23 protein-coding genes and 1 riboswitch are annotated in these 25,167 nt (G+C 75.3%); of the genes, 9 read left to right on the top strand and 14 right to left on the bottom strand.

Annotation, left to right across the window (positions count from 1 at the left end; genetic code table 11):
* Window positions 1-131, bottom strand: a riboswitch (cyclic di-AMP (ydaO/yuaA leader).
* A gap of 143 nt (window positions 132-274) precedes the next feature.
* From ACZ6PY_RS08420 to ACZ6PY_RS08410, 3 genes are all read right to left on the bottom strand, one after another.
* Window positions 275-1,189 carry a cation diffusion facilitator family transporter gene (locus tag ACZ6PY_RS08420; protein ID WP_466070402.1) on the bottom strand — a complete coding sequence of 305 codons (915 nt, stop codon included), beginning with the start codon at window positions 1,187-1,189 and terminating at the stop codon, window positions 275-277.
* A 90-nt stretch (window positions 1,190-1,279) separates the two neighbouring features.
* Window positions 1,280-3,394: a HelD family protein gene (locus ACZ6PY_RS08415; RefSeq protein WP_466070400.1), complete on the bottom strand. Its 2,115-nt coding sequence runs from the start codon at window positions 3,392-3,394 to the stop codon at window positions 1,280-1,282.
* A 109-nt stretch (window positions 3,395-3,503) separates the two neighbouring features.
* On the bottom strand, window positions 3,504-4,445 hold the full coding sequence (locus tag ACZ6PY_RS08410) for an alpha/beta fold hydrolase (RefSeq protein WP_466070398.1): 942 nt from the start codon (window positions 4,443-4,445) through the stop codon (window positions 3,504-3,506).
* Between the two features lie 150 nt (window positions 4,446-4,595).
* Here ACZ6PY_RS08410 and ACZ6PY_RS08405 point away from each other — a divergent pair, with 150 nt between their 5' ends.
* Window positions 4,596-5,207: a carbonic anhydrase gene (locus tag ACZ6PY_RS08405; RefSeq protein ID WP_466070396.1), complete on the top strand. Its 612-nt coding sequence runs from the start codon at window positions 4,596-4,598 to the stop codon at window positions 5,205-5,207.
* A 66-nt stretch (window positions 5,208-5,273) separates the two neighbouring features.
* Here ACZ6PY_RS08405 and ACZ6PY_RS08400 read toward each other — a convergent pair whose 3' ends face one another.
* Entirely contained in the window at window positions 5,274-5,603 is a 330-nt protein-coding gene (locus ACZ6PY_RS08400; protein WP_154228052.1) for a hypothetical protein, read from the bottom strand.
* 330 nt (window positions 5,604-5,933) lie between these two features.
* Between ACZ6PY_RS08400 and ACZ6PY_RS08395 the strand changes: the two genes are divergently transcribed.
* The 4 genes from ACZ6PY_RS08395 (at window position 5,934) to ACZ6PY_RS08380 (ending at window position 11,536) form a co-directional block, all read left to right on the top strand.
* Window positions 5,934-6,425 carry a DUF3145 domain-containing protein gene (locus tag ACZ6PY_RS08395; protein WP_466070394.1) on the top strand — a complete coding sequence of 164 codons (492 nt, stop codon included), beginning with the start codon at window positions 5,934-5,936 and terminating at the stop codon, window positions 6,423-6,425.
* Between the two features lie 25 nt (window positions 6,426-6,450).
* A complete protein-coding gene (locus tag ACZ6PY_RS08390; RefSeq protein ID WP_466070391.1) occupies window positions 6,451-8,181 on the top strand; it encodes a glycoside hydrolase family 3 protein in 1,731 nt (576 codons plus the stop codon).
* 95 nt (window positions 8,182-8,276) lie between these two features.
* Complete coding sequence (locus ACZ6PY_RS08385) at window positions 8,277-9,263, top strand: glycosyltransferase family 2 protein (RefSeq protein WP_466070389.1); 987 nt, start codon at window positions 8,277-8,279, stop codon at window positions 9,261-9,263.
* A complete protein-coding gene (locus ACZ6PY_RS08380; protein WP_466070387.1) occupies window positions 9,260-11,536 on the top strand; it encodes a hypothetical protein in 2,277 nt (758 codons plus the stop codon). The genes ACZ6PY_RS08385 and ACZ6PY_RS08380 overlap by 4 nt, the downstream gene beginning before the upstream one ends.
* A gap of 16 nt (window positions 11,537-11,552) precedes the next feature.
* Here ACZ6PY_RS08380 and ACZ6PY_RS08375 read toward each other — a convergent pair whose 3' ends face one another.
* The 6 genes from ACZ6PY_RS08375 to ACZ6PY_RS08350 form a co-directional block, all read right to left on the bottom strand.
* Window positions 11,553-12,263, bottom strand: coding sequence for a class I SAM-dependent methyltransferase (locus tag ACZ6PY_RS08375; protein ID WP_466070386.1), 711 nt, complete (start codon window positions 12,261-12,263; stop codon window positions 11,553-11,555).
* Window positions 12,264-12,472: 209 nt separating this feature from the next.
* Window positions 12,473-13,699, bottom strand: a complete 1,227-nt coding sequence (gene fabF / locus ACZ6PY_RS08370; protein ID WP_466070385.1) for a beta-ketoacyl-ACP synthase II — start codon at window positions 13,697-13,699, stop codon at window positions 12,473-12,475.
* Window positions 13,700-13,701: 2 nt separating this feature from the next.
* Complete coding sequence (locus ACZ6PY_RS08365; protein ID WP_088972559.1) at window positions 13,702-13,941, bottom strand: acyl carrier protein; 240 nt, start codon at window positions 13,939-13,941, stop codon at window positions 13,702-13,704.
* Between the two features lie 85 nt (window positions 13,942-14,026).
* Window positions 14,027-14,971 carry a beta-ketoacyl-ACP synthase III gene (locus ACZ6PY_RS08360; RefSeq protein WP_357939445.1) on the bottom strand — a complete coding sequence of 315 codons (945 nt, stop codon included), beginning with the start codon at window positions 14,969-14,971 and terminating at the stop codon, window positions 14,027-14,029.
* Window positions 14,972-15,029: 58 nt separating this feature from the next.
* The gene (locus ACZ6PY_RS08355) at window positions 15,030-15,950 is read right to left on the bottom strand and encodes an ACP S-malonyltransferase (protein WP_466070382.1); all 921 of its coding nucleotides are present in this window, start codon (window positions 15,948-15,950) and stop codon (window positions 15,030-15,032) included.
* 78 nt (window positions 15,951-16,028) lie between these two features.
* Window positions 16,029-17,294 (bottom strand): PucR family transcriptional regulator, encoded by a 1,266-nt coding sequence (locus ACZ6PY_RS08350; RefSeq protein WP_466070380.1) that lies wholly within the window; start codon window positions 17,292-17,294, stop codon window positions 16,029-16,031.
* Between the two features lie 209 nt (window positions 17,295-17,503).
* Between ACZ6PY_RS08350 and pyrE the strand changes: the two genes are divergently transcribed.
* The 3 genes from pyrE to ACZ6PY_RS08335 all read left to right on the top strand — a co-directional run bounded on the left by pyrE (window position 17,504) and on the right by ACZ6PY_RS08335 (window position 19,473).
* Entirely contained in the window at window positions 17,504-18,049 is a 546-nt protein-coding gene (gene pyrE / locus ACZ6PY_RS08345; RefSeq protein ID WP_466070378.1) for an orotate phosphoribosyltransferase, read from the top strand.
* 128 nt (window positions 18,050-18,177) lie between these two features.
* Entirely contained in the window at window positions 18,178-18,510 is a 333-nt protein-coding gene (locus tag ACZ6PY_RS08340; protein WP_466070376.1) for a hypothetical protein, read from the top strand.
* A gap of 36 nt (window positions 18,511-18,546) precedes the next feature.
* Window positions 18,547-19,473 (top strand): NADP-dependent oxidoreductase, encoded by a 927-nt coding sequence (locus tag ACZ6PY_RS08335; RefSeq protein WP_466070374.1) that lies wholly within the window; start codon window positions 18,547-18,549, stop codon window positions 19,471-19,473.
* A gap of 9 nt (window positions 19,474-19,482) precedes the next feature.
* Here ACZ6PY_RS08335 and ACZ6PY_RS08330 read toward each other — a convergent pair whose 3' ends face one another.
* Complete coding sequence (locus ACZ6PY_RS08330) at window positions 19,483-20,145, bottom strand: hypothetical protein (RefSeq protein WP_466070372.1); 663 nt, start codon at window positions 20,143-20,145, stop codon at window positions 19,483-19,485.
* 222 nt (window positions 20,146-20,367) lie between these two features.
* Between ACZ6PY_RS08330 and ACZ6PY_RS08325 the strand changes: the two genes are divergently transcribed.
* Window positions 20,368-20,964 (top strand): copper resistance CopC family protein, encoded by a 597-nt coding sequence (locus ACZ6PY_RS08325; protein WP_466070370.1) that lies wholly within the window; start codon window positions 20,368-20,370, stop codon window positions 20,962-20,964.
* 55 nt (window positions 20,965-21,019) lie between these two features.
* Here ACZ6PY_RS08325 and gltX read toward each other — a convergent pair whose 3' ends face one another.
* From gltX to ACZ6PY_RS08310, 3 genes are read right to left on the bottom strand one after another with little or no spacing between them, the layout of a single operon-like run.
* Entirely contained in the window at window positions 21,020-22,429 is a 1,410-nt protein-coding gene (gene gltX, locus ACZ6PY_RS08320; RefSeq protein WP_466070369.1) for a glutamate--tRNA ligase, read from the bottom strand.
* Window positions 22,430-22,477: 48 nt separating this feature from the next.
* Window positions 22,478-23,755, bottom strand: coding sequence for an MFS transporter (locus ACZ6PY_RS08315; protein ID WP_466070367.1), 1,278 nt, complete (start codon window positions 23,753-23,755; stop codon window positions 22,478-22,480).
* Window positions 23,752-25,083 (bottom strand): GH1 family beta-glucosidase, encoded by a 1,332-nt coding sequence (locus ACZ6PY_RS08310; protein WP_466070365.1) that lies wholly within the window; start codon window positions 25,081-25,083, stop codon window positions 23,752-23,754. Before ACZ6PY_RS08310 ends, ACZ6PY_RS08315 begins: the two co-directional genes overlap by 4 nt.
* Window positions 25,084-25,167 lie beyond the last annotated feature (84 nt).

Here is a 25,167-nt window from a genome sequence, read left to right as displayed (position 1 = left end):
TGTCCTTCCGTCAACCGCCGACCGGGTTAGCTGACGGGTTCGGGACGGAAGATCCCTACCGCTGACGCGGATGCACCCCACGAACGTGGTTCCCCGGCTCGCCCGTGCGGGCGATTAGGCGCTGGCCACCGCGGGCGCCGGTGGGCGCCGCCCGGCGGGGGCCGCGGTCGAGCCTACCGGCGCTGTGCCGGGGCGGCTCCGCTGGTGGGAGCCGGTGTCCCGGACAAAACCGGCATAGATGCACAATAACCACTTGGATTTAAGATTGCCCTAATTACCACTCGACCGCGCCGCACGCGCCGGGAGACGCTCCGGGTTCGATCTGCAACGTGGCGTGATCGATGGAGAAGTCCTCGTGCAGGGCCGTACGGGCGGCCGTCAGTACCTCGCCGACCTCGGCGCCCGGCGTCATGGTCAGGTGCGCCGAGGCCACCTCCATGCCCGAGGTGAGCGTCCAGACGTGCAGGTCGTGCACCTCGGCGACGCCGGGCACCGCGGCCAGCCGGTCGTGCACGGCGGTCACCTGGAGGTGCTCCGGGGCGGCCTGCACCAGGATCCGGACCGCGGCCCGGCCGAGCCGCCAGGTGCGCGGCAGGATGAACAGCCCGATCGCCACGGCGACCAGCGGGTCGGCCCACCACCAGTCGGTGACCGCGATGACCAGGGCGGCGCCGATCACGCCGAGCGAGCCGAGCAGGTCGCCCAGCACCTCCAGGTACGCCCCGCGCAGGTTGATGCTCTCCTCGGCGCCGGCCCGCAGCAGCGCGAACGCGCCGATGTTGGCGAGCAGGCCGAGCACCGCCACGGCGAGCATCGGCCCGGCGAGCACCTCCGGCGGCTCGTCGAACCGGCGTACCGCCTCGACCAGGACGTAGACCGCCACGGCGCCGAGCAGCACCGCGTTGGCCAGCGCGGCCAGGACCTCCAGCCGGTAGAGCCCGAAGGTGCGCTGCGGGTCGGTGTCGGCGTGCCGCGTGGCGGTGATCGCGGCGAGCGCCATGCCGATACCGAGGACGTCGGTGAACATGTGCCCGGCGTCGGAGAGCAGGGCCAGCGAGCCGGTGGCGAAGGCGGCCACCGCCTCGACCACCATCAGGGCGGTGAGCAGCGCGAAGGCGCCCCAGAGCCGACCACGGTGACGCTGCGCCGCGTTGGCCACCGCGCCGCTGTGGTCATGACCTGCGCCCACGCCCACACCCTCTCGTCCGCCGCCCCGGCCGGGCTCAATCTATGCTCACATCGCTATGTGTGCAAGTGAACGCCGGACGGGGCGCCGTCGTCAGCCGACCGGGTCGAGCGTGGTGAGCCGCTGGGTGGCCCGGGAGAGCGCCACGTACAGGGTGCGGACGCCCGACCCCGGATCGGCCCGGATCTCGCTCGGGGCCACCAGCACCACCCCGTCGTACTCCATGCCCTTGGCCTGGAGGCTGGTCACCACCTGGAGCCGGCCGCCCAGGTCGCCCAGCCACCCGGCCACCTCGTCCCGGCGCGGCACCGGCGTGATCACGCCCACCGTGCCCTCGACCTCCGCCAGCAGCGCGCGCGCCGCCGCCGCGGTGGCGGCCGGCAGGTCGGCGGCGGGCACCGTCCGCTCGACGGGGGCCACCCCGGTGGAACGGACCGCGGTGGGCAACGCCAGATCCGGGTGTACGCGGTGGATCTCCGCGGCCGCCACCGCGAAGATCTCCGCCGAGTTGCGGTAGTTGGTGGTCAGCTCGTACCGGTGGCGGCGGCGCCGGCCCAGCGCCTGGTCCCGGGCCCGGGCCAGCTCCTGCGGGTCGCCGGTCCAGGCGGTCTGCGCCGGGTCGCCCACCACCGTCCAGGAGGCCAGCCGGCCGCGCCGGCCGACCATCCGCCACTGCATCGGCGAGACGTCCTGCGACTCGTCGACGACCACGTGGGCGTAGTCGCGGTAGTCCTCTGGGCGCTCCCGCGCGGCGGCCCGGGCGGCGCGCTGTCGGTCGGCGGCCGTGCTCAGCTCGCGGACGCCGCCGGCCAGCTGGAACGGGTCCCGCTTCGGCCTCGCCCGCTGCACCGGCCGGCCGAGCAACGCGTCCAGCTCGTCCAGCAGCGCCACGTCGGCGATCGTCAGCCCCTCGCCGTCCAGGCTCCGGTACGCCTCGGTCAGCAGCCGGATCTCGGCCCCGGACAGGACGCCCCCGGCGTACCGGCGCAGCCGCTCCGGGCGGGCCAGCCAGCCCAGCACGTGGCGCGGGTGCAACCGTGGCCACCAGGCCTTGAGGAACTCCCGGAACTCCGGCCGCTCGATGATCTCGTCCTCGAACGCGGGCTGCTCGGGCAGCCGGCCGATCCGCAGGCGGCGGGCCTGCGCCCACAGCGCGGCCAGGACCGCGTCGAAGGCCGCCCGGCGCACCTCGTTGCGGCGCGCGCCGCGCGACAGCGTCCGGTCCCGGACGGCGTCCAGCTCGGCCCGCTCCAGCCGGAGCAGCTCACCCCGGTAGAGCAGGCGCAGCTCGCCGGGGGAGTCGGGCACCGCGTCCCGGACCGCCCGCTCCAGCACCCGGCGCATCCGCAGCGACCCCTTCACGGCCGCCACCTCGGGCGGGTCCGTCCGGTTCGCCGACACGCCGGGGAAGAGGGAACCCAGCGAGTGCAGGGTGGCCGTCTCCTCGCCGAGCGAGGGGAGCACCGAGGCGATGTACTGGACGAACACGCTCGACGGGCCGACCACCAGGATGCCGCCGCCGGCGTACCGGGCGCGGTCGGAATAGAGCAGGTACGCGGCCCGGTGCAGGGCCACCGCCGTCTTGCCGGTGCCCGGGCCGCCGGAGACGATCGTGACCCCGCCGGCGGGGGAGCGGATCGCCTCGTCCTGCTCCCGCTGGATGGTGGCGACGATGTCCCGCATGCCGTGGCCGGTGGCCCGGGACAGGGTCGCCAGCAGCGCGCCGTCGCCGACCACGGCCATCTCCGGCGGCGCCGACTCCGGGTCCAGCAGGTCGTCCTCGATCCGGGTGACCTGCTCCGCGGACGACTGGATCGTGCGCCGCCGCACCACGCCCTGCGGTTCGGCGGGAGTGGCCTGGTAGAACGCGGCGGCGGCCGGCGCCCGCCAGTCCACCACCAGCGTCTCGGCGTTCTCCCCGCGCACGCCGAGCCGACCCACGTGCAGCATCTGCCCGGTACGCAGGTCCAGCCGGCCGAAGACCAGCCCCTCGTGCTCGGCGTCCAGCACGTGCCGGCGCTGCGCGGCGTGGAAGACCATCGCGTCCCGCTCGACCAGCGCGCCGAAGTTGCCGACCCGGGCCAGCCGGTAGCCCTCCCGCTCGGCGTCGGCGGCCGACCGACGCAGTTCGGCCAGCCGGGCGTACACCCGGTCGAGATGCCGTTGTTCGACGGCGATCTCCCGTTCCAGGGTGGTCTGGTCGCTCAACGCGGGGGCTCCTGTGGTCAGACGGCGCGGCTGAATGAGGGTACGGGCCGCCGACCCGGCCCGTGTCGGGGCCATGCCGCTGCCCACCGCCGCCCGTCCGGGTTGCCCGTTATCCGGGCGTTCCCACCCGCTGTCCGGCCGTTCCCGCGTCCGTCCCCGAGAGCACCTGGTGCAGCACCCCGGCGACGGCCGCGGTCACCTCGTCAGGGCGTTCCATCATCAGCATGTGGCCGGCGCCGGGGCAGACGGTCAGCTCGGTGGTCGGCAGGGCCGCGGCGATCGACTCGGCGCACGGCGGCGGGGTGAGCCGGTCCCGGTCGCCGACCAGCGCGGCGGCCGGCAGCCGGCCGAGCGCCGCGAGGGTGTCCAGGCGGTGCTGGGCCCCGATCGAGGCGCGGAACCCGCCGATCGAGCGCAGCGAGGCGTGCGCCACCGCCGAGGTGACCAGCCGGATGTCGGCCGGGTCGCAGCGGTCGCCGAAGAGCATCCAGCGGATGCTGGGGCGCAGCGCGCGCAGCAGCGCGTGCGGCGGGCGCCAGGCGCCGCACCGGGCCAGCACCCCGGCGCCGGTGGTCTCGGCGAGCCGGATCAGCCGGGCGATGCGGGGCGAGAGCCCGTAGGCGGTGTGGGTGTGCCCCTCGGCGGTGGTCGAGACGAAGACCAGGCCGGCGACGCGGGCCGCGAAGCGGTCGGGGTGGCGGTGCGCGTACTCCATGACGGTCATCCCGCCCATCGAGTGCCCGATGAGCACGATCGGGCCGGACGGGACGAGCTGGTCGACCACCGCGGCCAGGTCGTCGCCGAGCTGGGCCAGGGTGGCGGTGCGCAGCGCCATGCAGCTCGACCGGCCGTGCCCCCGGGCGTCGTAGGTGAGCACCCGGACCCGGTCGCCCCACCGCTCGCGCAGGCCGGCGACCTGGCGGTGCCAGCTGCGACCGTCAAGCGTCCAGCCGTGCAGCAGGACCGCGGTGACCTCGGCGTCGACCGGCCCGGTCGCCGTCACGTGCAGGCGTACGCCGTCGGGAAGTCGCACCTCCAGGCGCTCCGGCATGTTCCACCTCCCCGGGCCGACCGGTGACCGCGCACCGGAGTGACCCGGTGTTGACACCGGCGTACCCCTCATGACAGCACGGCAACCAGGGTGGTGAGAAGATTCCCAACCCCGCCTCGCGGCGCCGGATCGGTGACCAGGCTGGAGGGCATGCCGCCCACCCCCGCCGCCCGGACGCCCCGGGGCGCCCTGGCCGAGCTGCTCTCCGGCAACCGGCGTTTCGTCAGCGGCCAGCCGGTGCACGGCCACGACGTCACGGCCGCCGCCGCGGTGGCCTCCGGCGACCAGCAGCCGTACGCCGTGGTGCTGGGCTGCATCGACTCGCGGGTGCCGCTGGAGGCGATCTTCGACCAGACGTTCGGCTCGATCTGCGTGATCCGCACCGGCGCGCACGTGCTCGACCGGGCGGTCCGCGGCTCGATCGAGTACGTGGTGGGGCAACTCGGCGTGCGGCTGGTGATGGTGCTCGGCCACGAGCGCTGCGGCGCGGTGGGCTCGGCGGTCGAGGCGCTGCGCAGCGGGCACCGGCCGGGCGGCGCGCTGGGCTACGTGGTGGACCGGATCACGCCGGCGGTCCACGAGGTCGGCGTGGACGACCCGGACGTCCACCCGCTGGCCGTCCGCCGGCACGTCCGGCGCACGGTGGCCGCCCTGCGCGCCGACGACCTGCTGGCCGGCCCGGTGGCGGCCGGCGAGGTGGCCGTGGTCGGCGCCCTCTACGACCTGGCCACCGGCGCGGTGGCGCTGCTGTCCGAAGAGTGAGGAGAGACAGAACCGCCCGCCGGGGTGACCCCGGCGGGCGGTTCGTGGTGTCGCGGGTGAGGGCGCTCAGCCCTCGAAGACGCCGGCCTCGACGAGACGCTTCTCGGTCTTGTCCCAGCCGTGGTCCGGGTGGGTGGCGGCGAGAGCGTTGATCTCGGCGCGGACCTTGGCGGCGTGGCCGGCGGCGGCCAGCACCCGGATCTCCTCGACGAAGGCGTCCGAGTCGGTGCGCAGGTGCGCGGTCTTGCCGTTGGTCAGGTTGCGCACGTAGGCGTGCTTGCCGCCGTTGAGCGGGATCAGGTACTTGAACTCGCCCAGCACGCTGAGGGCGCCACCCTGGCCAGCCTGGCCGGCCCGGACTGACGCGCGCGCGGTCTTAGAGGTGTTGCTCGCCACGGAGGTACTCCTTGCAGACGTACGGGAGGACGGAAACCGTCCGGGGGCTGATGTGCGGTTTGACGCCCGGGGTGAGCGTCAGCCCGCGAAGACGTGCGGCGGCACAGAACCGCCCAGAGAACTGTACACGACCCCGACGCCTGGCTGGTCGTCGCGCCGTCAGGGAGCACAACCGGGTCAGCCGCCCGGGTATTTCCCGGTCACCGGCACCGGCGAATTTTCCGATTCGCTGGCGCACCATCCGTCACACAGGTCATCATGTGTTCCAGAGGCCACTCGCGTGGACGAGGTCGTAGGGGAAGACGCACCTCGGCTCACCGGGAGGTCACCGTGCCAACGCGTGGCGTCGTATACGTCCACTCGACCCCGCTCGCCGTGTGCTCGCACGTCGAGTGGGCGATCGCGCGCGTCCTCGCCGCGCCGGTCAACCTGCACTGGACGGCCCAGCCCGTCGATCCCGCGGCGCGGCGCGCCGAGTGCGGGTGGACCGGCAGCCCGGGGACGGGCGCCGAACTGGCTGCTGCCCTCCGGCAGTGGCCGATGATCCGTTTCGAGGTCACCGAGGAGCCCAGTCCGGGGGTCGACGGCGAGCGCTTCATGTACGTCCCGGGGCGCGGCCTGTTCCGGGCCACCGTGGGCGCGGCCGGTGACATCCAGCTCGGCGAGGACCGGCTGCGCGGCATCATGGCCGCCGCCCGGGCCCCGGAGGCGCTCGCGCACGCCCTGGACAAGGCCCTCGGCACCGCCTGGGACGCCGAACTGGAGCCCTACCGGTACGCCGGGGACGGCGCGCCGGTGACACTGCTCACCCGGGTGGGCTGACGGAAGGCCAAGTTGCCCCGATACGGTGGGGCGCGTGTCGATTCCCCCGCGCCGCACCTGCGTCGCGCTCGCCGCACTGACCGCGCTGCTCGTCTCCGGGTGCTCGGGTGAGCCTGAACGGCCCCGACCGACCCCGTCGAGCCCGGCGCCGGTCCCGTCGTCGGCCGCCCCGGCCCCGACCGGCGCCGACCCGGCCGCCCGGGCGGCCGCCCTGGTGGCGACGCTCTCCGACGAGGATCTCGTCGGTCAGGTGCTGATGCCCTACGCGTACGGCAGCTCGGCGACGAAGGTCTCGCCCGGGTCGGCGGCCGGCAACCGGGCCCTGGCCGGGGTCGACACCCCCGCGGAGATGGTCGCGAAGTACCGCCTCGGCGGGCTCATCCTGGTCGGCTTCAGCGCCGACGACCCCACCTCGGGCAACCAGGCGACCACCAACGTCGACAACCCGAAGCAGGTCCGCGCGCTGACCGACGGGCTGCGCGCGGCCGCCGGGCGGCTGCCCGCCGGCCCCGCCCCGTTCCTGATCGGCACCGACCAGGAGTACGGCGTGGTCACCCGCATCACCGACGGCGTGACCCTGCTGCCCAGCCCGCTCGCCGCCGGCGCCGCCGGCAACCCGGCGCTCACCGAGGCCGCCTGGCAGGCCGCCGGCGCCGAGCTGGCCGCCATGGGCGTCAACCTGGACTTCGCCCCGGTCGCCGACGTGCTGGCCACCCGCAGCACGGTGATCGGCTCCCGCTCCTTCGGCGCCGACCCGGCGACCGCCTCGGGCCAGGTGGCCGGCGCGGTCCGCGGGTTGCAGGCCGAGGGGGTCGGCGCCGCCGTCAAGCACTTCCCCGGGCACGGGCTGACCGCCGCCGACTCGCACACCGACCTCCCGGTGGTCGGGCAGTCCCGCGCCGTGCTGGACCGCACCGCGTTCCCGCCGTTCCACGCCGGGATCGACGCCGGCGCCATGGCGGTGATGTCCGCCCACCTGGACGTCAAGGCGATCGACCCGGGCACCCCGGCCACCTTCTCCCACAAGGTCCTCACCGACGTGCTCCGCGGCCAGCTCGGCTTCCAGGGCGTGGTGATCACCGACGGGATGAACATGGCGCCGGCCAAGCGGTGGTCGCCCGGGGAGGCCGCGGTCCGCGCGCTGAACGCCGGCAACGACCTCATCCTCATGACCCCGAACGTGGGCCAGGCGTACGACGGGCTGCGCGCCGCGCTCAAGGACGGCTCGCTGCCCCGGACCCGGCTCGTGGAGGCGGTCACCCGGGTGCTGACCATGAAGTTCAAGCTGGCCGACCGGCCGGCGCCGGCGCTGTCGACGCTGGACAGCCCCGCGCACCGGAAGGCCGCCGCCGACCTGGCCGCCGCCGCGGTGACCATGCTGCGCGGCCGGTGCGGCAGCCCGGTGGCCGGCCCGGTCACGGTCACCTCCGCCAAGGGACGGGACGGGACCCGGGCCGCGCTGACCGCGGCGCTCACCGCCGCCGGGGTGAAGGTGGTGCCCAGCGGCGGCACCGTCGTGCACCTCGTCGGGTACGGCGACGGGAGCGCGGACCTGCGCGCCGACGCGGACGTGACGGTGGCCATGGACACCCCGTACGTGCTGGCCGGGGCGAAGTCACCGACCCTGCTGGCCACCTACTCGTCCACCCGGGCGTCGATGACCGCGCTGGCCGCGGTGCTCGCCGGCAAGGCCCGCCCGACCGGCCACTCGCCGGTGAAGGTGTCCGGCCTGCCCGCCACCACCTGCGGCACCTGATCGGGGTGGCTGCCCCGCGACCGACCCGGCCCTGACCTGCCCGACTGGTAGCGTCGGCCGGGTCCGCCGCCAGGGAGTCCGGGGGGTCGAGTGCCGTGACCGCGCCGCAGCCGGCCCTGTCCGTCGTGGTGCCGATGTTCAACGAGGAGGCCGTCCTCCCGCTGCTCGCCGTCCGGCTGCGCGGCGTGCTCGACGGGCTCGGTGAGGCGTACGAGGTGGTGGCCGTCGACGACGGCAGCACCGACGCCACCCCTGCGGCGCTGGCCGCGCTGCGGGTCGGCTGGCCCGAGCTGCGGGTGCTCCGGCTGCGCCGCAACAGCGGGCACCAGGCCGCCCTGCACGCCGGCCTGCTCCGCGCCCGGGGCGCGTACGTGGTCAGCATCGACGCCGACCTCCAGGACCCGCCCGAGGTGATCGTCGAGCTGCTGCGCCGGGCCCGCGCCGAGGGCGTGGACGTGGTCTACGCCGTACGGGCCGACCGCAGCCGGGACACCCGGTTCAAGCGGTGGAGCGCGGGCGGCTACTACCGCCTGATCCGGCGGCTGGTCGGCGAGCAGGTCCCCGCCCAGGCCGGCGACTTCCGGCTGCTGGGCCGGGCCGCCGTGGAGGCGCTGCGGGAGCTGCCCGAGCGCAGCCCGGTGCTCCGGCTGGTGGTGCCCTGGCTCGGCTTCCCGAGCGCCGAGGTGACCTACGAGCGGCAGGAACGCGCCGCCGGCCGCACGAAGTACCCGCTGTCCCGGATGGCCGGGCTGGCCGCCGAGAGCGTCACCAGCTTCTCGGCCGCGCCGCTGCGGGTGGCCACCTGGCTGGGCCTGGCGGGCGTGGCGGTCTGCGGGGTGCTGGTCATGGCGGCGCTGCTGGCCTGGTTCGCCGGCGCCACGGTCACCGGCTGGCCCTCGCTCTACGTGGCGATCCTCTTCCTCGGCGCCGTGCAGCTGCTCTGCCTCGGCCTGCTCGGCGAGTACGTGGCCCGGATCTACACGGCCGTGCAGGGCCGGCCCGCGTACCTGGTGGCCGGCGACAGCGCCGCCGCCGGGCCGGCCCACCCGGACCCCGCCGAGCTGGCCGACAGCCTGCGGTGACCGCCGTCGCCGCCGGCGCCGCCCCGGCGGCCGTCGACCCGCGCCGCCGTCCGGCCGCCCTGCGCTGGGCACCGGCCGTCGCCGGGTACGCCGCCGCCGTCGCCGTGCTGCTCGCCGCCGGCACACCGGGCGGCGCGATCGCCCGGTGGACCGCGTACGCGGCGCTGGCCGTGCTGCTCCCCGGCACGCTGGTGTTCCGCGCGCTGCGCCGCCGGCCGCACACCCTGGTCGAGGACCTGGCCATGGGCGCCGCCGTCGGCCTGGTGCTGGAGCTGGTCGCGTGGGCCGGGTTCACCGCGGCCGGGCTGCCCGGCTGGCTGCGGCTCTGGCCGCTCGCCGTGGTGGTGCCCTTCGCCGCCGTGCCCCGGCTGCGCCGGCACTGGCGGGTCCGGTACCCGACCGCGGTGCCGGCGGGGTGGGCCTGGTCGCTGGCGGGGGTGGTGGCCGGCTTCACCCTCTACCTGTACGGCTCGTTCCTCGCCGTCAACCCGGTGCTGCCCACCGACGAGGGGCAGGCCCAGTACCTCGACCTGGCCTTCCAGCTCTCCCTCGCCGGGGCGGCCACCCACCAGGTGCCGCCCGAGGTGCCGCAGGTCGCCGGTGAGCCGCTGCACTACCACTGGTTCGGCTTCGCCCACCTGGCCGCCGCCAGCCTGGTCAGCGGGGTGGACCTGCCGACGGTGCTGTTCCGGCTCGCCGTGCCCGCGCTCTGCGGGCTCGCCGCCGTGCTGGTGGCCGTGGTCGGCTGGCGGGTCAGCGGCCGGCCGTACGCCGGGGTGGTGGCCGCCGCGCTGCTGTTCACCGTGGGCGAGTTCGGCTTCGAGAACGGCTGGCGGCAGCTCTTCGGCAGCCAGGCCACCTTCATCGTCTGGGGCAGCCCGTCGATGACGTACAGCTGGGTGCTGCTGCTGCCGCTGGTCGCCGCGCTCGGTGAGCTCGCCGGCCGCGCCCGCGGGGTGACCGTGCCCCCGCTGGGCCGCGGCGCCTGGGCGCTGGCGGTCCTCTTCCTGGCCGCGTCGACCGGCGCCAAGGCCAGTTCGCTGCCGGTGGTGCTGGCCGCGCTCGGTCTCACCGCCGCCGTGACGCTGGTGGCCCGCCGCCGGCTGCCCCGGGCCGTGCTGGGCGCCGCCGGCCTGGCCCTGGCCGCGCAGGTGTTCGCCACCGCCGTGCTGTTCGCCTTCGAGAGTCACGGGGTGGTCCTGGACCCGTTCTCGGGGCTGCGCCCGTACGTGCCGACCGGCCGGCCCGCCGGCGTCACCGCGCTGTGGTGGGTGCTGGTGACGGTGGCGTTCCTGCTCAACCTCCAGCTCCGGGTGGCCGGCGCCGTGGCCCTGCTCCCGCCGCGCCGGTGGCGGCTGGAGCCGGTGCAGGTGTTCCTGCTCGGCGGCGCGCTGGCCGGCCCGGCGATCTACCTGCTCGTCGGGCATCCCGGCAGCAGCAACCAGTACTTCACCCGGACCGGCTTCGCCTTCGGGGTGCTGCTCTCCGGGTGGGGCTGGGCCGAGGTGGCCGAGCGGGCCGCCCTGCCCGCCCGGGGCCGGTGGCTGCTCGGTGCCGGCGCGGCCGGGTTCGCCGCGCTGCTCACCGCGGCGCAGCTCCACTCCGCGACCAGCTCGCCGGCCGTCCCCGCGTACGCCCCGGTGCTGCCGCTGCTGCGCTGGGCGGCCGTGCTGGCCGTGCCGGCGGTGCTGGTGGCCCTGTGCTGGCCCGCGCTGGTCGGGCGCTGGCCCGGGCTGGCCGGCCGGGGCGGGCTCGTGCTGCTCACCGCCGTGCTGGCCGCCGGGTCGCCGGGGCTGGTGCTGGACGCCGCCGCGACCCGGGACTACCCGAACGGCGGGGCGTACCCGGTCGTGGCGATGCCCGCCTCCCGGGTCGAGGCGGCCCGCTGGGTGCGGGCGCACAGCGCGCCGGACGACGTGCTCGCCACCAACGCCCACTGCCGGGAGGTGGTGGACGGGTGGTGCGACGCCCGGTCGTTCTGGCTGAGCGGCTACGCCGAGCGGTCGGTGCTGGTCGAGGGGTGGGCGTTCGCGCCCCGGATGGTCGGCCGGCCCGACGGCCCGTACGCACCGTTCTGGGACGCCGACCGGCAGCGCGCCAACGACGTCGCCTTCACCGCACCCACGGCCGCCGGCCTGGCCGCCCTGCGCGACCGGTACGGGGTGCGCTGGCTGGTGGTCGACCGCCAGGTCGGCCCCGAGGCGCCGGCCCTGCGGCGCCTCGCCGACCTGCGCTTCGAGAACGCCCGGACGGCCGTCTACCGGCTCCGGTGAGCCGGCCGTCCCGGGCTCAGGACGGGCGGTGCGCCCGCAGCATCAGCGAGACCCCGGGCAGCGCCCGCACGGGCAGGTGCCGCTCGACCGCGACCACCGTCCGCAGGCCGAGGTTCACCAGCGGGTGCGGCTCGTCCAGGTCCGAGCCGGTGCACCGGCGGCGCCGCCAGGCCGCCACCGGGCGGAGCAGCACGTTCCAGCTCCACAGCTCATCCACCACCAGCCCGGCCTTCTCCACCACGGCCCGCAGCCCGGCGCGGTCGTAGCGCCGGACGTGCCCGACCGCCACGTCGTGCGCCGACCAGAGCCGCATGTCGGCCGGCACCGTGACCAGGGCCGTCCCGCCGGGGCGCAGCGCCCGCCGGAACTCGGCGGCCGCGAGGTGGTCCTCGTCGACGTGCTCCAGGACGTCGAGGGCGACCACCAGACCGAGGCCGGCCGAGGGGACCGGCAGCTGCCGGGCGTCGGCCCGGATCACGTCCAGGCCCCGGCCCCGGGCCACCCCGGCGCCCTCGGCGCTGTATTCCAGCGCGACCGGCCGCCAGCCGTGCGCCCGCAGCACCCGGGTGTTCCCGCCGCCGGCCGCGCCGATGTCCAGCGCCCGCCCCGGCCGGGTGCCCGCCGCCGCCAACCGGCGCAGCGTCCGGCCCAGCAGGACGCGCCGCTCCCGGTACCACCAGTGGGTGTCCTCCAGCGCGGCGAGCTTGCGGATCTCGGTCGCGTCCACGGGTGGTGCTCCTCGACGGCTCGGCGGTCCTCACCGTAACCGCCCCGGCGGGCCGGAACCGGGCCGCCGGCAGATCCGGGTGCGGCCGGACGCGGGCGCGGGCCGGGGGCAACGAGCGGACCGCGCAGCAGCATCCCCGCAACCGGGGCTGAGACGCGCTCGGGGCCCGCGTCCGGTGCGGACGCGGGCCCCGAGCGGGCAGGCCGTGCTCAGACCCGGGTGAAGACCAGGGCCACGTTGTGCCCGCCGAAGCCGAACGCGTTGTTCAGCGCCGCCGGGACCTCCAGGTGGCGCGCCTTGTGCGCGGCCACCTCGAGAGTGAGGCCCTCGTCCGGGTCGTCCAGGTTGATCGTCGGCGGCACGACACCGTCCCGGATGGCCAGGATGGTGGCGATCGACTCCAGCGCACCGGCCGCGCCGAGCAGGTGCCCGGTCATCGACTTGGTGGCCGACAGCAGCACATGGTCGCCCACCGCCTTGTGCAGGGCGCCGATCTCCAGCATGTCGCCGACCGGGGTGGAGGTGGCGTGCGCGTTGACGTGCTTGATGTCCGTCTTCGCGACACCCGCGTCCGCGACCGCCTTGGCGATGGCCCGGATGGCGCCCTCGCCCTCGGCGTGCGGCTGCACGATGTCGTACGCGTCGGAGGTGATCCCGGCGCCGGCCAGGCGCGCGTAGACCCGGGCGCCGCGGGCGGCGGCGTGGTCGGCGCGCTCCAGGACCACCACGCCCGCGCCCTCGCCGAGGACGAAGCCGTCACGGCCCTTGTCCCACGGGCGGGACGCCTTCTCCGGCTCGTCGTTGCGGGTCGACATGGCCCGCATCGAGCTGAACCCGGCGATCGGCAACGCGTGGATGACCGCCTCGGTGCCACCGGCCACCACCACGTCGGCCCGGCCGGCACGGATGATGTCCAGGCCCAGCGCGATCGCCTCCGCGCCGGTGGCGCAGGCGCTGGCCACCGAGTGCACGCCGGCCTTGGCGCCGAGCTCCAGCCCGACCCAGGCGGCCGGGCCGTTCGGCATCAGCATCGGGATGGTGTGCGGGGAGACCCGCCGCGGGCCGGACGCCTCCAGGATGTCGTCCTGGGCGAGCAGGGTCGTGGCGCCGCCGATGCCGGAGCCGACGCTGACCGCCAGCCGCTCCGGGTCGAGCCCGGAGCCGGCCAGGCCGGCGTCCGCCCAGGCCTGCTGCGCCGCCACGATGGCGATCGCCTCGGACCGGTCCAGCCGACGGAGCTTGACCCGGTCCAGCACCGTCGACGGTTCGACGGCGAGCTGCGCGGCGATCCGGACGGGCAGTTGCTCGGCCCACTCCTGGGTGAGCGCACTCACCCCGGAGCGGCCGGCGAGCATGGCGTCCCAGGTCGACGCGACGTCCCCGCCGAGCGGGGTCGTCGCGCCGAGCCCGGTGACGACGACGTCGGGACGACTCATGATCAGGACTGCGCCGCGATGTAGCTGACGGCGTCGCCCACGGTCTTGAGGTTCTGCACCTCGTTGTCCGGGATCTTGACGCCGAACTTCTCCTCGGCGGCCACCACGACCTCCACCATGGAGAGCGAGTCGACGTCGAGGTCGTCGGTGAAGGACTTCCCCTCGGCCACGTCGTCCGGGTTCACCCCGGCAACCTCTTCGAGGATCTCGGCGAGGCCGGCGGTGATCTCGTCACGGGTCATTGCGGTTGGTTCCTCTCATCGGGGGTTCACTCGACGGCCGGCGACGCCGGCCGTCACACCTCGGCGCTCGCGCCCGAGGGGGTCTTCATGGGCAGCGGACGACCTGACCGGCGTAGGTCAGGCCACCGCCGAAGCCGAACAGCAGCACCGGGGCGCCGGAGGGCACCTCCCGCCGCTCGACCATCTTCGACAGGGCCAGCGGCACGCTCGCCGCCGACGTGTTTCCGGACTCGACGATGTCCTTCGCGATGATCGCGTTCGGGATGTCCAGCCGCTTGACGATGCCGTCGATGATCCGGGCGTTGGCCTGGTGCGGCACGAACGCGGCCAGCTCCGACGGGGCCACCCCGGCCTTCTCGCAGGCCTGGAGCGCGAGCGGGGCCAGCGCCGTGGTGGCCCAGCGGAAGACCGCCTGCCCCTCCTGCGCGATGTACGGCCGCCAGCCCTCGATCCGGACCGCGTCGCTCTTCTCCGGCACCGAACCCCACACCACGGGGCCGACCCCGGCCGGCTCGCCCTCGGCGGTCGCGGTGACCACGGCCGCGCCCGCGCCGTCGCCGAAGATGATGCAGGTCGAGCGGTCGGTCCAGTCGGTGAAGTCGGAGAGCTTCTCGGCGCCGATGACGATCGCGTTACGCGCCGCCCCGGCCCGGATGGCGTGGTCGACGGTGCCCAGCGCGTAGGCGAAGCCGGAGCAGGCGGTGTTGATGTCGTACGCGCCCGGGGCGCTGATGCCCAGCTTGGCCGCGACCCGGCAGGCCACGTTCGGGCTGCGGTCCACCGAGGTGCAGGTGGCGACCACGACGAGGTCGATGTCGGCGGCCGTGAGGCCCGAGTTGGCCAGCGCCTTGCCGGCGGCCGCGGCGGCCATGTCGGCCACCGTCTCGTCCCCGGCGATCCGGCGGGTGACGATGCCGACCCGGTCGCGGATCCACTCGTCGTTGGTGTCGACCATCTGGGCGAGGTCGTCGTTGGTGACCACGCGGGAGGGCTGGTAGTGGCCCATCGCGACGATCCGGCTGCCGGCCATCAGTGGATACCTTCCGTTAGCGACTGCGGGACCCGCAGGATCGGCTCGTGGTGCGGGCTCATGCGCGGTGCCGGGCGATCAGGTCCCGCGCGGCGGGCAGGTCGTCGGGGGTGTTGAGGGTGACGATCTCCGGCGCGCCCTCGCCCTTGAGTTCGCGCTTGACCAGGCCGGCCAGGGTGCCGGCCGGCGGCAGCTCGATGACGCCGGTGACGCCGAGGTCGGCCAGCGTGCGCATGCACAGGTCCCAGCGGACCGGGGCGGTCACCTGGCGGACCAGCCGCCGCACCAGCTCCTGGCCGTGCTCGACCGGCGCGCCGTCCAGGTTGGAGAGCAGGATGCGGGCCGGGTCGGCGGGGGTGATGCCGGCGGCCACCTCGGCCAGCGCGGCCTCGGCCGGGGCCATGTACGGGGTGTGGAAGGCGCCGGCCACCTTGAGCATGATGACCCGGGCCCGGGCCGGCGGTTCGGCGGCGAGCTTCTCCAGCCCGGCCACCGCGCCGGCGGCGACGATCTGGCCGGCGCCGTTGCGGTTGGCGGGGTGCAGCCCGTGTGCCGCCAGGGCGGCGAGCACCTCGTCCGGGTCGCCGCCGAGCACGGCGGCCATCCCGGTCGGCTCCAGCGCGCAGGCGGCGGCCATCTCGCGGCCGCGTACGCCGGCCAGGCTCACGGCCGTCTCGGCGGTCAGCACCCCGGCCAGGGCCGCGGCGCCCAGCTCGCCGACGCTGTGGCCGGCGACCAGCCCGACGTCCTGCATGGGGAGGTGCTCGGCGGCGAGCAGCGCGGCGGCGACGAGCAGCGGCTGGGTGCGGGCGGTGTCCTTGATCTCGTCCGCGTCCGCCCGGGTGCCCAGGTGGAGCAGATCGACCCCGGCCAGCGCCGACCAGGAGCTCAGGCGCGCCTCGGCGCCGGGCAGGTCGAGCCAGGGGGTCAGGAAACCGGGCTTCTGCGAACCCTGTCCGGGTGAGAGTACGGCGAGCACGTCTACGACTCTGACGGATACTCGCGGGTCGCGCTGTAACGCACGGCACCAAACCGCACTAGAAGGTTTGGAGGATACCTACAAAGATCGGCGCCGATCATCACCAGTCTGCGGCGTTTTGCCGGCACCTGGGCTCATTGTCTGGCTCGGGACCGGTGCGACGCCCGGTACCACCGGGTCGAGCCGGCCCACCGTCAGCGCCACCTGGAGGGTGAACGCGTCCCGCGGCGTGAGCGGTGAGAAGCCGGCCACCTCGGCGACCCGCTTGAGCCGGTACCGCACCGTGTTCGGGTGCACGAAGAGCGCCCGGGCCGCGCTCTCCAGGGTGCCGCCGGCGGCGAAGAAGGCGTCCAGCGTCTCCAGCAGCTCGCCGCCGGCGCGGGCGAGCGGGGCGTACACGTCGCGGCGCAGCCGGCGGCGGGCCTCGGCGTCCCCGGCCAGGGCCCGCTCGGGCAGCAGGTCGGCGGCGGAGACCGGCCGGGGCGCGGTCGGCCAGGCCGGCGCGGCCCGGAAGCCGGCCAGGGCGGCCCGCGCCGAGTCGGTCGCCTCGTCCAGGCTGGGCACGGCCGGGCCGACCACCACGGGGCCCTCCCCGAACGCGGTGAGCAGCTTCTCCGTGGCCGCCACCGGGTCGGCCGCACCACCGAGCACGATGACCAGCCGGTCGCCGTGCACGCCGCCGATCACCTCGACCCCGATCCGGCGGGCCTGCCGGTAGACGGTGTGCAGCACGGCGGCCACCTCACCGCCGGGGGAGCGGCCCACCGCCACCGCCACCGGTGGGGCGTCCGACCAGCCCAGCGCCGCCGCCCGGCTGGCCAGCACGTCCGGGGAGTCGCCGCGCAGGAGCGCGTCCACGAGCAACGCCTGCAACCGGGCGTCCCACGAGCCGCGGGTCTCGGCGGCGCGGGCGTAGACCCGGGCGGCGGCGAAGGCGATCTCCCGGGAGAAGCGCAGCACCGCCTCCCGCAGCAGCTGCTCCTCGCCCTTCACGGCGAGGTGGGACACCTGCTCCTCGACCACCTCGATGGTCACCTTGATCAGCGCCACGGTCTGCTGGAGGGTGATCGAGCGCGCGAGGGCCTGCGGCGCGGCGGCGAAGACCTCGTCCGACACCTCCTGCGTGCTGTCGGTCGCGCCACCGCCCTGGTGCAGCCACTGCACCAGCGACCGGACGCCGGCCTGGGCGACCAGCATGACCCAGGAGCGCTGGTCGGCCGGCAGTTCCCGGAACCAGGGCAGAGTCTCGTCCATCCGCGCCACGCTGGCGGTCGACAGCGCACCCGCCGCCCGCTCGATGCGGCGCAGCGTCGCCGACAGTTCGGTCCCGCCCGGTTCGCTCACGGCGTCCCCTCGGCTCGCGACTGCGGGGCTCGCAACCCCGGCTCGCTCCTCGCGCTCACGGCGTCCCCTCGGCTCGCGACTGCGGGGCTCGCAACCCCGGCTCGCTCCTCGCGCTCACGGCACCAGCCTGACACGCCCTGACCAGCGGCTCCACTCCGAGGCCCGCCCGCCGGCCGGGCGCCGCCGGCCGGCGGTGACAATGATCTCCCGTGACCGACAACCCGCGCGCCCTCGCCGAACTCGCCCGCGACATCGACGCCACCTGCCGGCTCGCCGGCCGGTTCGTGCTCCGCTCCGGCCGGATCGCCGACGAGTACTTCGACAAGTACCGGTTCGAGGCCGATCCGGTCCTGCTGGACCGGGTCGCCGCCGGCCTGGCCCGGCTGGTCCCGCCCGGCACCGAGGTGCTGGCCGGCCTGGAGCTGGGCGGCATCCCGATGGTCACCGCGCTGGCCCGGCACGTCGGGCTGCCGTGCGCGTTCGTCCGCAAGACCGCCAAGGCGTACGGGACCGCCCGGCTGGCGGAGGGCGCGGACGTCGCCGGGCGGCGGGTGCTGGTGGTCGAGGACGTGGTGACCTCGGGCGGTCAGGTGGTGCTCTCCACGGGCCAGCTCCGGGAACTGGGCGCCACCGTCGCGGACGCGCTCTGCGTGATCGACCGGGGCGAGGGCGGCACGGAGGCGCTCGCCGGGCACGGCATCGCGCTGCGCGCCCTGCTCACCCGCGTCGACCTGGACGCCGCCCGCCGAGCCTGACCCGTTCCGGTCCGCCGGCGATCTCCACGGGTAGCGCTGAACGGCCCGTCGGGCCCGGCCAGTACGGTGTCAGGGCACGTCGGGGTGACGACCGCCCGACGGGCGAAGGCGAACGTGAGGAGACCGGGATGGCGCACGGGGAGGCCGAGCACGGCTGCGCCCAGGGCGAGCCCTGCCGGCCGGGCCACCACGAGCAGCCGGCGCCCGCCAAGCACCCGCGCCGGACGGGTCTGACCCATCCGGAGCCGGTCGCCGGCTGGGCGCCCGAGCGGGCCGACGACGAGCCGCGGGTGCCCCGCCAGCGGGCCGCCGAGCCGGTGCCGCCGGCCGGGCCCGAGGCCGAGCCGGCCCGGGCCTGCCGCAGCGACCTGCCCGGCTGGGCGGGCGCCCACCGGCACGGCCCGGTCCGGCCGCGCAGCCGGGCGGTGCGCCGGGAGCGGCCCCCGCGCCGCTGGTGCTGACCTCGCGGCCGCCGTCCGGCGGCTAGCGTGGGCGGGGTGAAGGCGATCGCGATCGACGCGTACGGCCCGGTCGACCGGCTCACCCTGCGCGAGTTGCCCACCCCGCCGGTCGGGCCGGACACGGTCCTGGTGCGGGTGCGCGCCGCCGGGGTGAACCCGGTCGACGGGAAGATCCGCGAGGGGAACCTGGCCGCCCTGATGCCGACCCACTTCCCGCTGGTGCCGGGCTGGGACGCCGCCGGGGTGGTCGAGGCGGTCGGGCCGGCGGTCGCCGGGTTCGCCGTCGGTGACGAGGTGATCGGGTACGTCCGGCGCGACGACGTGCAGCACGGCACGTACGCGGAGCTGGTTCCGGCCCCGGAGCGGTGCCTGGCCGCCAAGCCGGTCCAGGCGTCCTGGGCCGAGGCGGGCGGGCTGCCGCTGGCCGGGCTCACCGCGTACCAGGCGTTGCAGCTGGCCCGCACCGGCGCGGGCGACACGGTGCTGGTGCACGGCGCGTCCGGCGGGGTGGGGCACCTGGCGGTGCAGCTGGCCCGGGCGCTCGGCGCCCACCGGGTGATCGGCACGGCGAGCGAGGCCAACCACGACTTCGTCCGGTCGCTGGGCGCCGAGCCGGTCAGCTACGGCGATGGCCTGCTGGACCGGGTCCGCGCGATCGCGCCCGACGGGGTGGACGTGGCGCTGGACCTGTTCGGCGGCGACGCGCTGGACGTCTCCGCCGAGCTGCTGACCCGGCCCGCGCGGCTGATCTCCACGGCCGACCCGGAGCACGTCACCCGGCTCGGCGGCAGCTACGTCTTCGTGAAGCCGTCCACGGCCGACCTGAGCGTGCTGGCCGGGCTGGTCGACGCCGGCCGGCTCGCCGTGCACGTGGCCCGGACGTTCCCGCTGGCCGAGGCGGCCGAGGCGCAGCGCCTGGTGGCGGCGGGACACGTCCGGGGCAAGGTCGTGCTGGAGGTCTGAGGCCGGAGGTCAGCGGGTGCGGCGGCGCACCAGCAGCGCGATGCCGGCCAGCCCGGCGGTGATGACCACCATCACCCCGACGTTGAGCAGCAGCAGCCGCTGCAGCTCGCCGAGCGCGCTGTCGATGTCCTGCACCGGGTCGAGCGCCTCCTCCGGGATGACCCGCTCGCCGCCGCCGATGCCGCCGCTGAGCGTGTCGAACTGCCGCTCCAGCGGCACTCCCACGGTGCGCAGCGTCTCGGACATGTTGAGCCGGCCGAAGAACCAGCCGGCCCGGGTCTTGCTCAGGTCGGGTTGCTTGGCGGGCCGGTAGACGCGGGGACCGCCCTTGGCGAGCGGGTAGAGGTCGTACGTCTTCGTGGCCGTGCCCGCGACGAGCAGCACGACCGTGTACTTCGGGCCGAGGTCCTTGGCCGCCGGGCCGCGCTGCTGGCCGCTGACGCCCAGCCACTTGACCTGGTCGACGACCATGTTCACCTCGGCGGGCCGGGTGTCCGCGCGCAGTTGCAGCGGCTGGTCGAGCCGGTGGCCGGTGATGTCCACACCGGCCGGTGCGAGCTTCGGCTTGGGTGCCGCCTGCGCCGGGGTCGCGCCGACGAGGGCCAGCGAGCACGCCGTCGCCACCACCATCCCGGCCACGGCCGCCAGCAGCCGCCTCACCTTTCGGACCATCGCCGCCTCCTCGCCCCGTTCGATGGGTGGCTTCCGCTGCAGGTCGCGCTGGATCGGCCGAGGGGTGGTCGCCGGGCGCGGACCGGCGTCCACCTCAAAGACTCCGCAGAACGGCGCTAGGTTGCACGAGCTGGAAGAGTATTTGGAACTATGTGTGATCTGCGACCGACCAACACAGCGGACGATGATCAGCGGCCGGATCGTACCCGGATGGAGGAGTTCATGGGGGGCAGGGTCGTTCGTGTGGCGCGGGGCTGGTCGGTGGTGCTCGGGGTGGTGGCCGCGGTGTCGGTGCTGCTGCCGGCCGCGCCGGCGGCCGCGCACAACTCGCTGACCGGCAGCGACCCGAAGAACGGGGCCCGGCTGGCCACCGCGCCGAAGCGGGTCGAGCTCCGGTTCCTCGCCGCACCGGCGCCCGCCACGACGAAGATCACAATCACCGGGCCGGACAACGTGCCGGCCGCGGGTGGCGCGCCGGCGTTCGCCGGCAACCGGGTGAGCGTGCCGTTCGCCCCGGGCGCGGCCGGTCTCTACATCGTGGCCTACCGGGTCGGCTCGGCCGACGGCCACCCGATCAGCGGGGAGATCCGCTTCACCCTCACCACCGGCACGGCCGCCGCACCGCCGTCGGCCACTCCCGCCGCGACGAGCGCCGCCCCGAGCACCCCACCCACGACGTCCGCCGTGAGCCCCACGCCCGCCGCCGACGAGGCGGAGGACGACGGGGGTACGGGGTGGCTGTGGGCGGCCGGCGCGGCCGTGGTGCTGGTCGCGCTGGGCGCCGGCCTGCTGTTGCGCCGCCGGTCCGCCCGCGGCTGACCCGGGTACGCGAGGGGCCCGCCGGACGACCGGCGGGCCCCTCGGCGATCCGGGGTCAGAACAGGCGCACCCGGGCGGCCCGCAGTCGGGTCAGGGTGCGGTCGCGGCCGAGCACCTCCAGCGACTCGAACAGCGGCAGGCCGACGGTGCGGCCGGTGACCGCGACGCGGACCGGCGCCTGTGCCTTGCCCAGCTTCAGGCCGCGCTCCGCGCCGACCGCCTCCAACGTGGACTTGAGCGACCCGGCGTCCCAGGACTCCAGCGTCTCGAACGCGGCGATCGCCGCGTCCAGCAGGTCGGCCGCCCCCTCCTTCATGGCCTTGGCCCAGGCCCCCTCGTCGATCAGCGGGTCGGCCAGGAAGAGGAAGTCGACGTTCGGCACGATCTCGCTGAGCACCGCGATCCGGGTCTGCGCCAGCGGCGCGACCGCGGCGAACGCGGCGGGGTCGAACTCCTCCGGCTGCCACGGCGGCGGGGCGATCGTGTCGGTGCCGGTCAGCCACGGCTGGCAGGCCGCGACGAACTCCTCGACCGGCAGCGCCCGGATGTAGTCGCCGTTGAACGCGCGCAGCTTCTTCTCGTCGAAGAAGGCGGGGGAGGGGTTCACCTCCTCCAGCCGGAACTCCTCCTCGATCACCGACCAGGGCACGATCTCCCGGTCACCGGAGGGGGCCCAGCCGAGCAGCATGAGGTAGTTGCGCATCGCCTCGGCGAGGTAGCCCTCGTCCCGGTACGCCTCCAGGGCGACCTTGTCCCGCCGCTTGGACAGCTTCTGCCGCTTCTCGTTGACCACCACCGGCACGTGCGCCCAGACCGGCGGCTTGACCCCGAGCGCGTCCCAGAGCAGCTGCTGCTTCGGCGTGTTGGGCAGGTGCTCCTCGGCCCGGATCACGTGGGTGATGCCCATGGTCATGTCGTCGACCACGTTGGCGAGCAGGAAGACCGGCGAGCCGTCGCCGCGGGCGATGACGAAGTCCTCGATCAGCTTGTTCTCGAAGGTCGGCTCGCCGCGGATCAGGTCGACCACCACGGTCTCGCCCTCGTCGGGGGTGCGGAAGCGCAGCGCCCGGCCCTCGCCGGGGCCGAGGCCCTTGTCGCGGTGGTAGCCGTCGTAGCCCTGGTACTGCGAGCCGGTGCGCGCCTGCACGTCCTCGCGGGTGCAGTCGCAGTAGTACGCCCGGCCGCCCTCGTAGAGCCGCTGCGCGGCGGCCCGGTGCTCAGCCGCGTAGGAGGACTGGAAGTAGGGGCCCTCGTAGCTGCCGCGGGCGATGCCGATCCAGTCGAGAGCGGAGAGGATGCCCTCGGTCCACTCGGGCTTGTTGCGGGCCGCGTCGGTGTCCTCGATGCGGAGCACGAACACCCCGCCCTGCTGCTTGGCGTAGATCCAGTTCTGCAGGGCCGAGCGGGCGCCGCCGACGTGGAACATTCCGGTCGGGGAGGGGGCGAAGCGTACACGTACCGTCACGCCCCCAGCCTACGGCGGGCCGCGACCGCTTTCCGGCAGGGGGCCGGTTCAGGGCACCGCCTTGATCTTCACGACCAGGGCGCTGCCGACCAGGGTGACCGCCGCGGTGACCGCGTACAGGGTGGGGTAGCCGCCCAGGTGCACCACGATCGGGGCGGAGAGCGCCGGGCCGAGCACCTGCGGCGCCGAGTTGGCGATGTTGATCACGCCGAGGTCCTTGGCCCGGTCGGTGGCGGCCGGCAGCACCTGGGTGATCAGCGCGGCGTCGACCGCCAGGTAGACCCCGTAGCCGGCGCCGAGCAGCAGCGCGGCGACGATCGCCATGGGCCAGGTCGGGGCGACCGCGAGGAGCGTGGCCGCCACCGCCATGATCAGCCCGGAGACGATCACGAAGACCTTGCGCCGGCCCGAGCGGTCGGAGATCCGCCCGGCCACCACGGCGGTGAGCATCATGCCCAGCGTGTAGAGCAGGATCAGCACCAGCAGGTCGCCCTCGGGGTCGGCCACCCGCACCCCGTCGGTCAGGAAGTAGAGCAGGTAGAGCGTGCCCAGCGCGTTGCCGGTCTGCACCAGGAACCGGGTGAACCAGGCCCACGCGAAGTCGGGGTGCCGGCGCGGGCTGATCCACATCGAGGCGAGCAGCGCGCGCGGCCGCAGCGGCGACCGGTGCTCCCGGGGCAGCGGGTCGTCCTGGGTGAGCAGCGCGAACGGCAGGGACAGCAGCAGCACAGCGAGCGCGACGGCGGCGTAGCCGGCGGCGTTGCCGGTGACCACGGCGGTGACCAGCACCGCGCCGACCACCAGGCCGAGCGCCTGCGGGATGCCCACCCAGCCGGAGACGCCGCCGCGCTGCGCCACCGGCACCCGGTCCGGGATGGCGGCGGTCAGGCTGGCCAGCATGGCGTTGAAGCAGACCTGGGCGGCGACCCAGGCCACCGCCACACCGGCGATGCTGTCCTGCCGGGCCAGCACCAGCAGGAAGAGCGCGCCGACCACCGCGCCGGTGGCGGTCCAGACGTGCCGGCGACCGAAGTGCCGGTTCGCCAGGCGCAGCGAGGTCCGGTCGGACAGCGCCCCGGCGAGCGGGTTCGCCAGCACGGCGGCGAGCGCGCCGAGGCCGGTGACCACCGCCAGCATGGCCTCCTTGTCGCCCGGCGCGATCCGCTCCACCTGCTGTGGCAGCAGCACCTGGATCGGGGTGAAGAAGGCCATCCAGACGCCCAGGTTGGCGGCGAAGATCAGCGCGATCCAGGTCCGCCGCACCGGCAGGGTCGGCTCGGCGAGCGCCGCCGGCAGCGAGGTCGGCGTCGGGTTGACGGTGGTCATCGCCGGACCAGGTCGCGGAACCAGGCGTACGACGACTTCGGGGTGCGCCGCTGGGTGGGGTAGTCGACGTGCACCAGGCCGAACCGCTTGGTGAAGCCCTCGGCCCACTCCCAGTTGTCCAGCAGCGACCAGACGAAGTACCCGGTCACCGGCACGCCGGCGGTCAGCGCCTCGTGCACGGCGCGCAGGTGCCCGTCCAGGTACGCGATGCGCTCCGGGTCGGCCACCCGGCCGTCGGCGTCCGGGACGTCGTCGTACGCGCAGCCGCTCTCGGTGACCTGGATCGGCGGCAGCGCGTCGCCGTAGCGCTGGTGGAGCTGGAGGAGCAGCTCGCGCAGCCCGTCCGGGACCACCGGCCAGTCGAAGGCGGTCCGCGGGTAGCCCTCCAGCGGCACCATCTCGAACGGCAGCGGCGAGTCCTCGTCGGCCGGGGCGCGGATGCCGGTCGGGTTGTAGTAGTTGACCCCGAGCACGTCGATCGGTGCGGCGATCACGTCGAGGTCCCCGGCCCGCACCACGGCCGGGTCGAGGCCCGGCTCCTCGGGGTAACCGAGGCCGAGCAGCGGGTCGGTGAAGAGCCGGTTGTGCAGCGCGTCGTACGCGGCCCCGGCGGCCCGGTCGGCGTCGGTCGAACCGGCCAGCCGCACGGGCGAGTAGTTGTTGGCGATGGCCACCGGGCTGGTGCTGCGGGCGCGCAGCGCGGAGACGGCGAGGCCGTGCCCGAGGAGCTGGTGGTGGGCCACCGGGAAGGCGTCGAAGAGCAGCATCCGGCCGGGGGCGTGCGCGCCCGTGCCGTGGCCGAGGCTCATGTGGACGAACGGCTCGTTCAGGGTGATCCAGAGCTTCACCCGGTCGCCGAGGCGGGCGGCGACCAGGTCGGCGTACTCGGCGAAGCGGTGGGCGGTATCCCGGTTCAGCCAGCCGCCGGCGTCCTCCAGGGCCTGCGGCAGGTCCCAGTGGAAGAGGGTGGCCACGGGGTCCACGCCGGCGGCGAGCAGGGCGTCCACCAGCCGGTCGTAGAAGTCCAGCCCGGCCGCGTTGGCCGGGCCCGCGCCGGTGGGCTGGACCCGGGGCCAGGCGATCGAGAACCGGTACGCCGACACGCCCAGCCCGGCCAGCAGCCCGACGTCCTCGGCGTACCGGTGGTAGTGGTCGCACGCCTCGTCGCCGGTGCTGCCGTCGACGATCCGGCCGGGGGAGTGGGCGAAGGTGTCCCAGATGGACGGTCCCCGGCCGCCGGCGGTGACCGCCCCCTCGATCTGGTACGCGGACGTGGACACGCCCCACCGGAAGCCGGCGGGGAACTCGGGCATCGGCGCGCTCGTCATTCGCCCTCCCAGAAACGCGAAGCGTGCTCGCGACTCTAGGGCTCCGGGGGTCGCCGCGCCATAGGCCAGCAAGGGCAGGCGGGG

The sequence above is a fragment of the Micromonospora sp. NPDC048907 genome (genome assembly GCF_055586885.1).
This window is presented reverse-complemented; position numbering and strand designations above follow the sequence as displayed.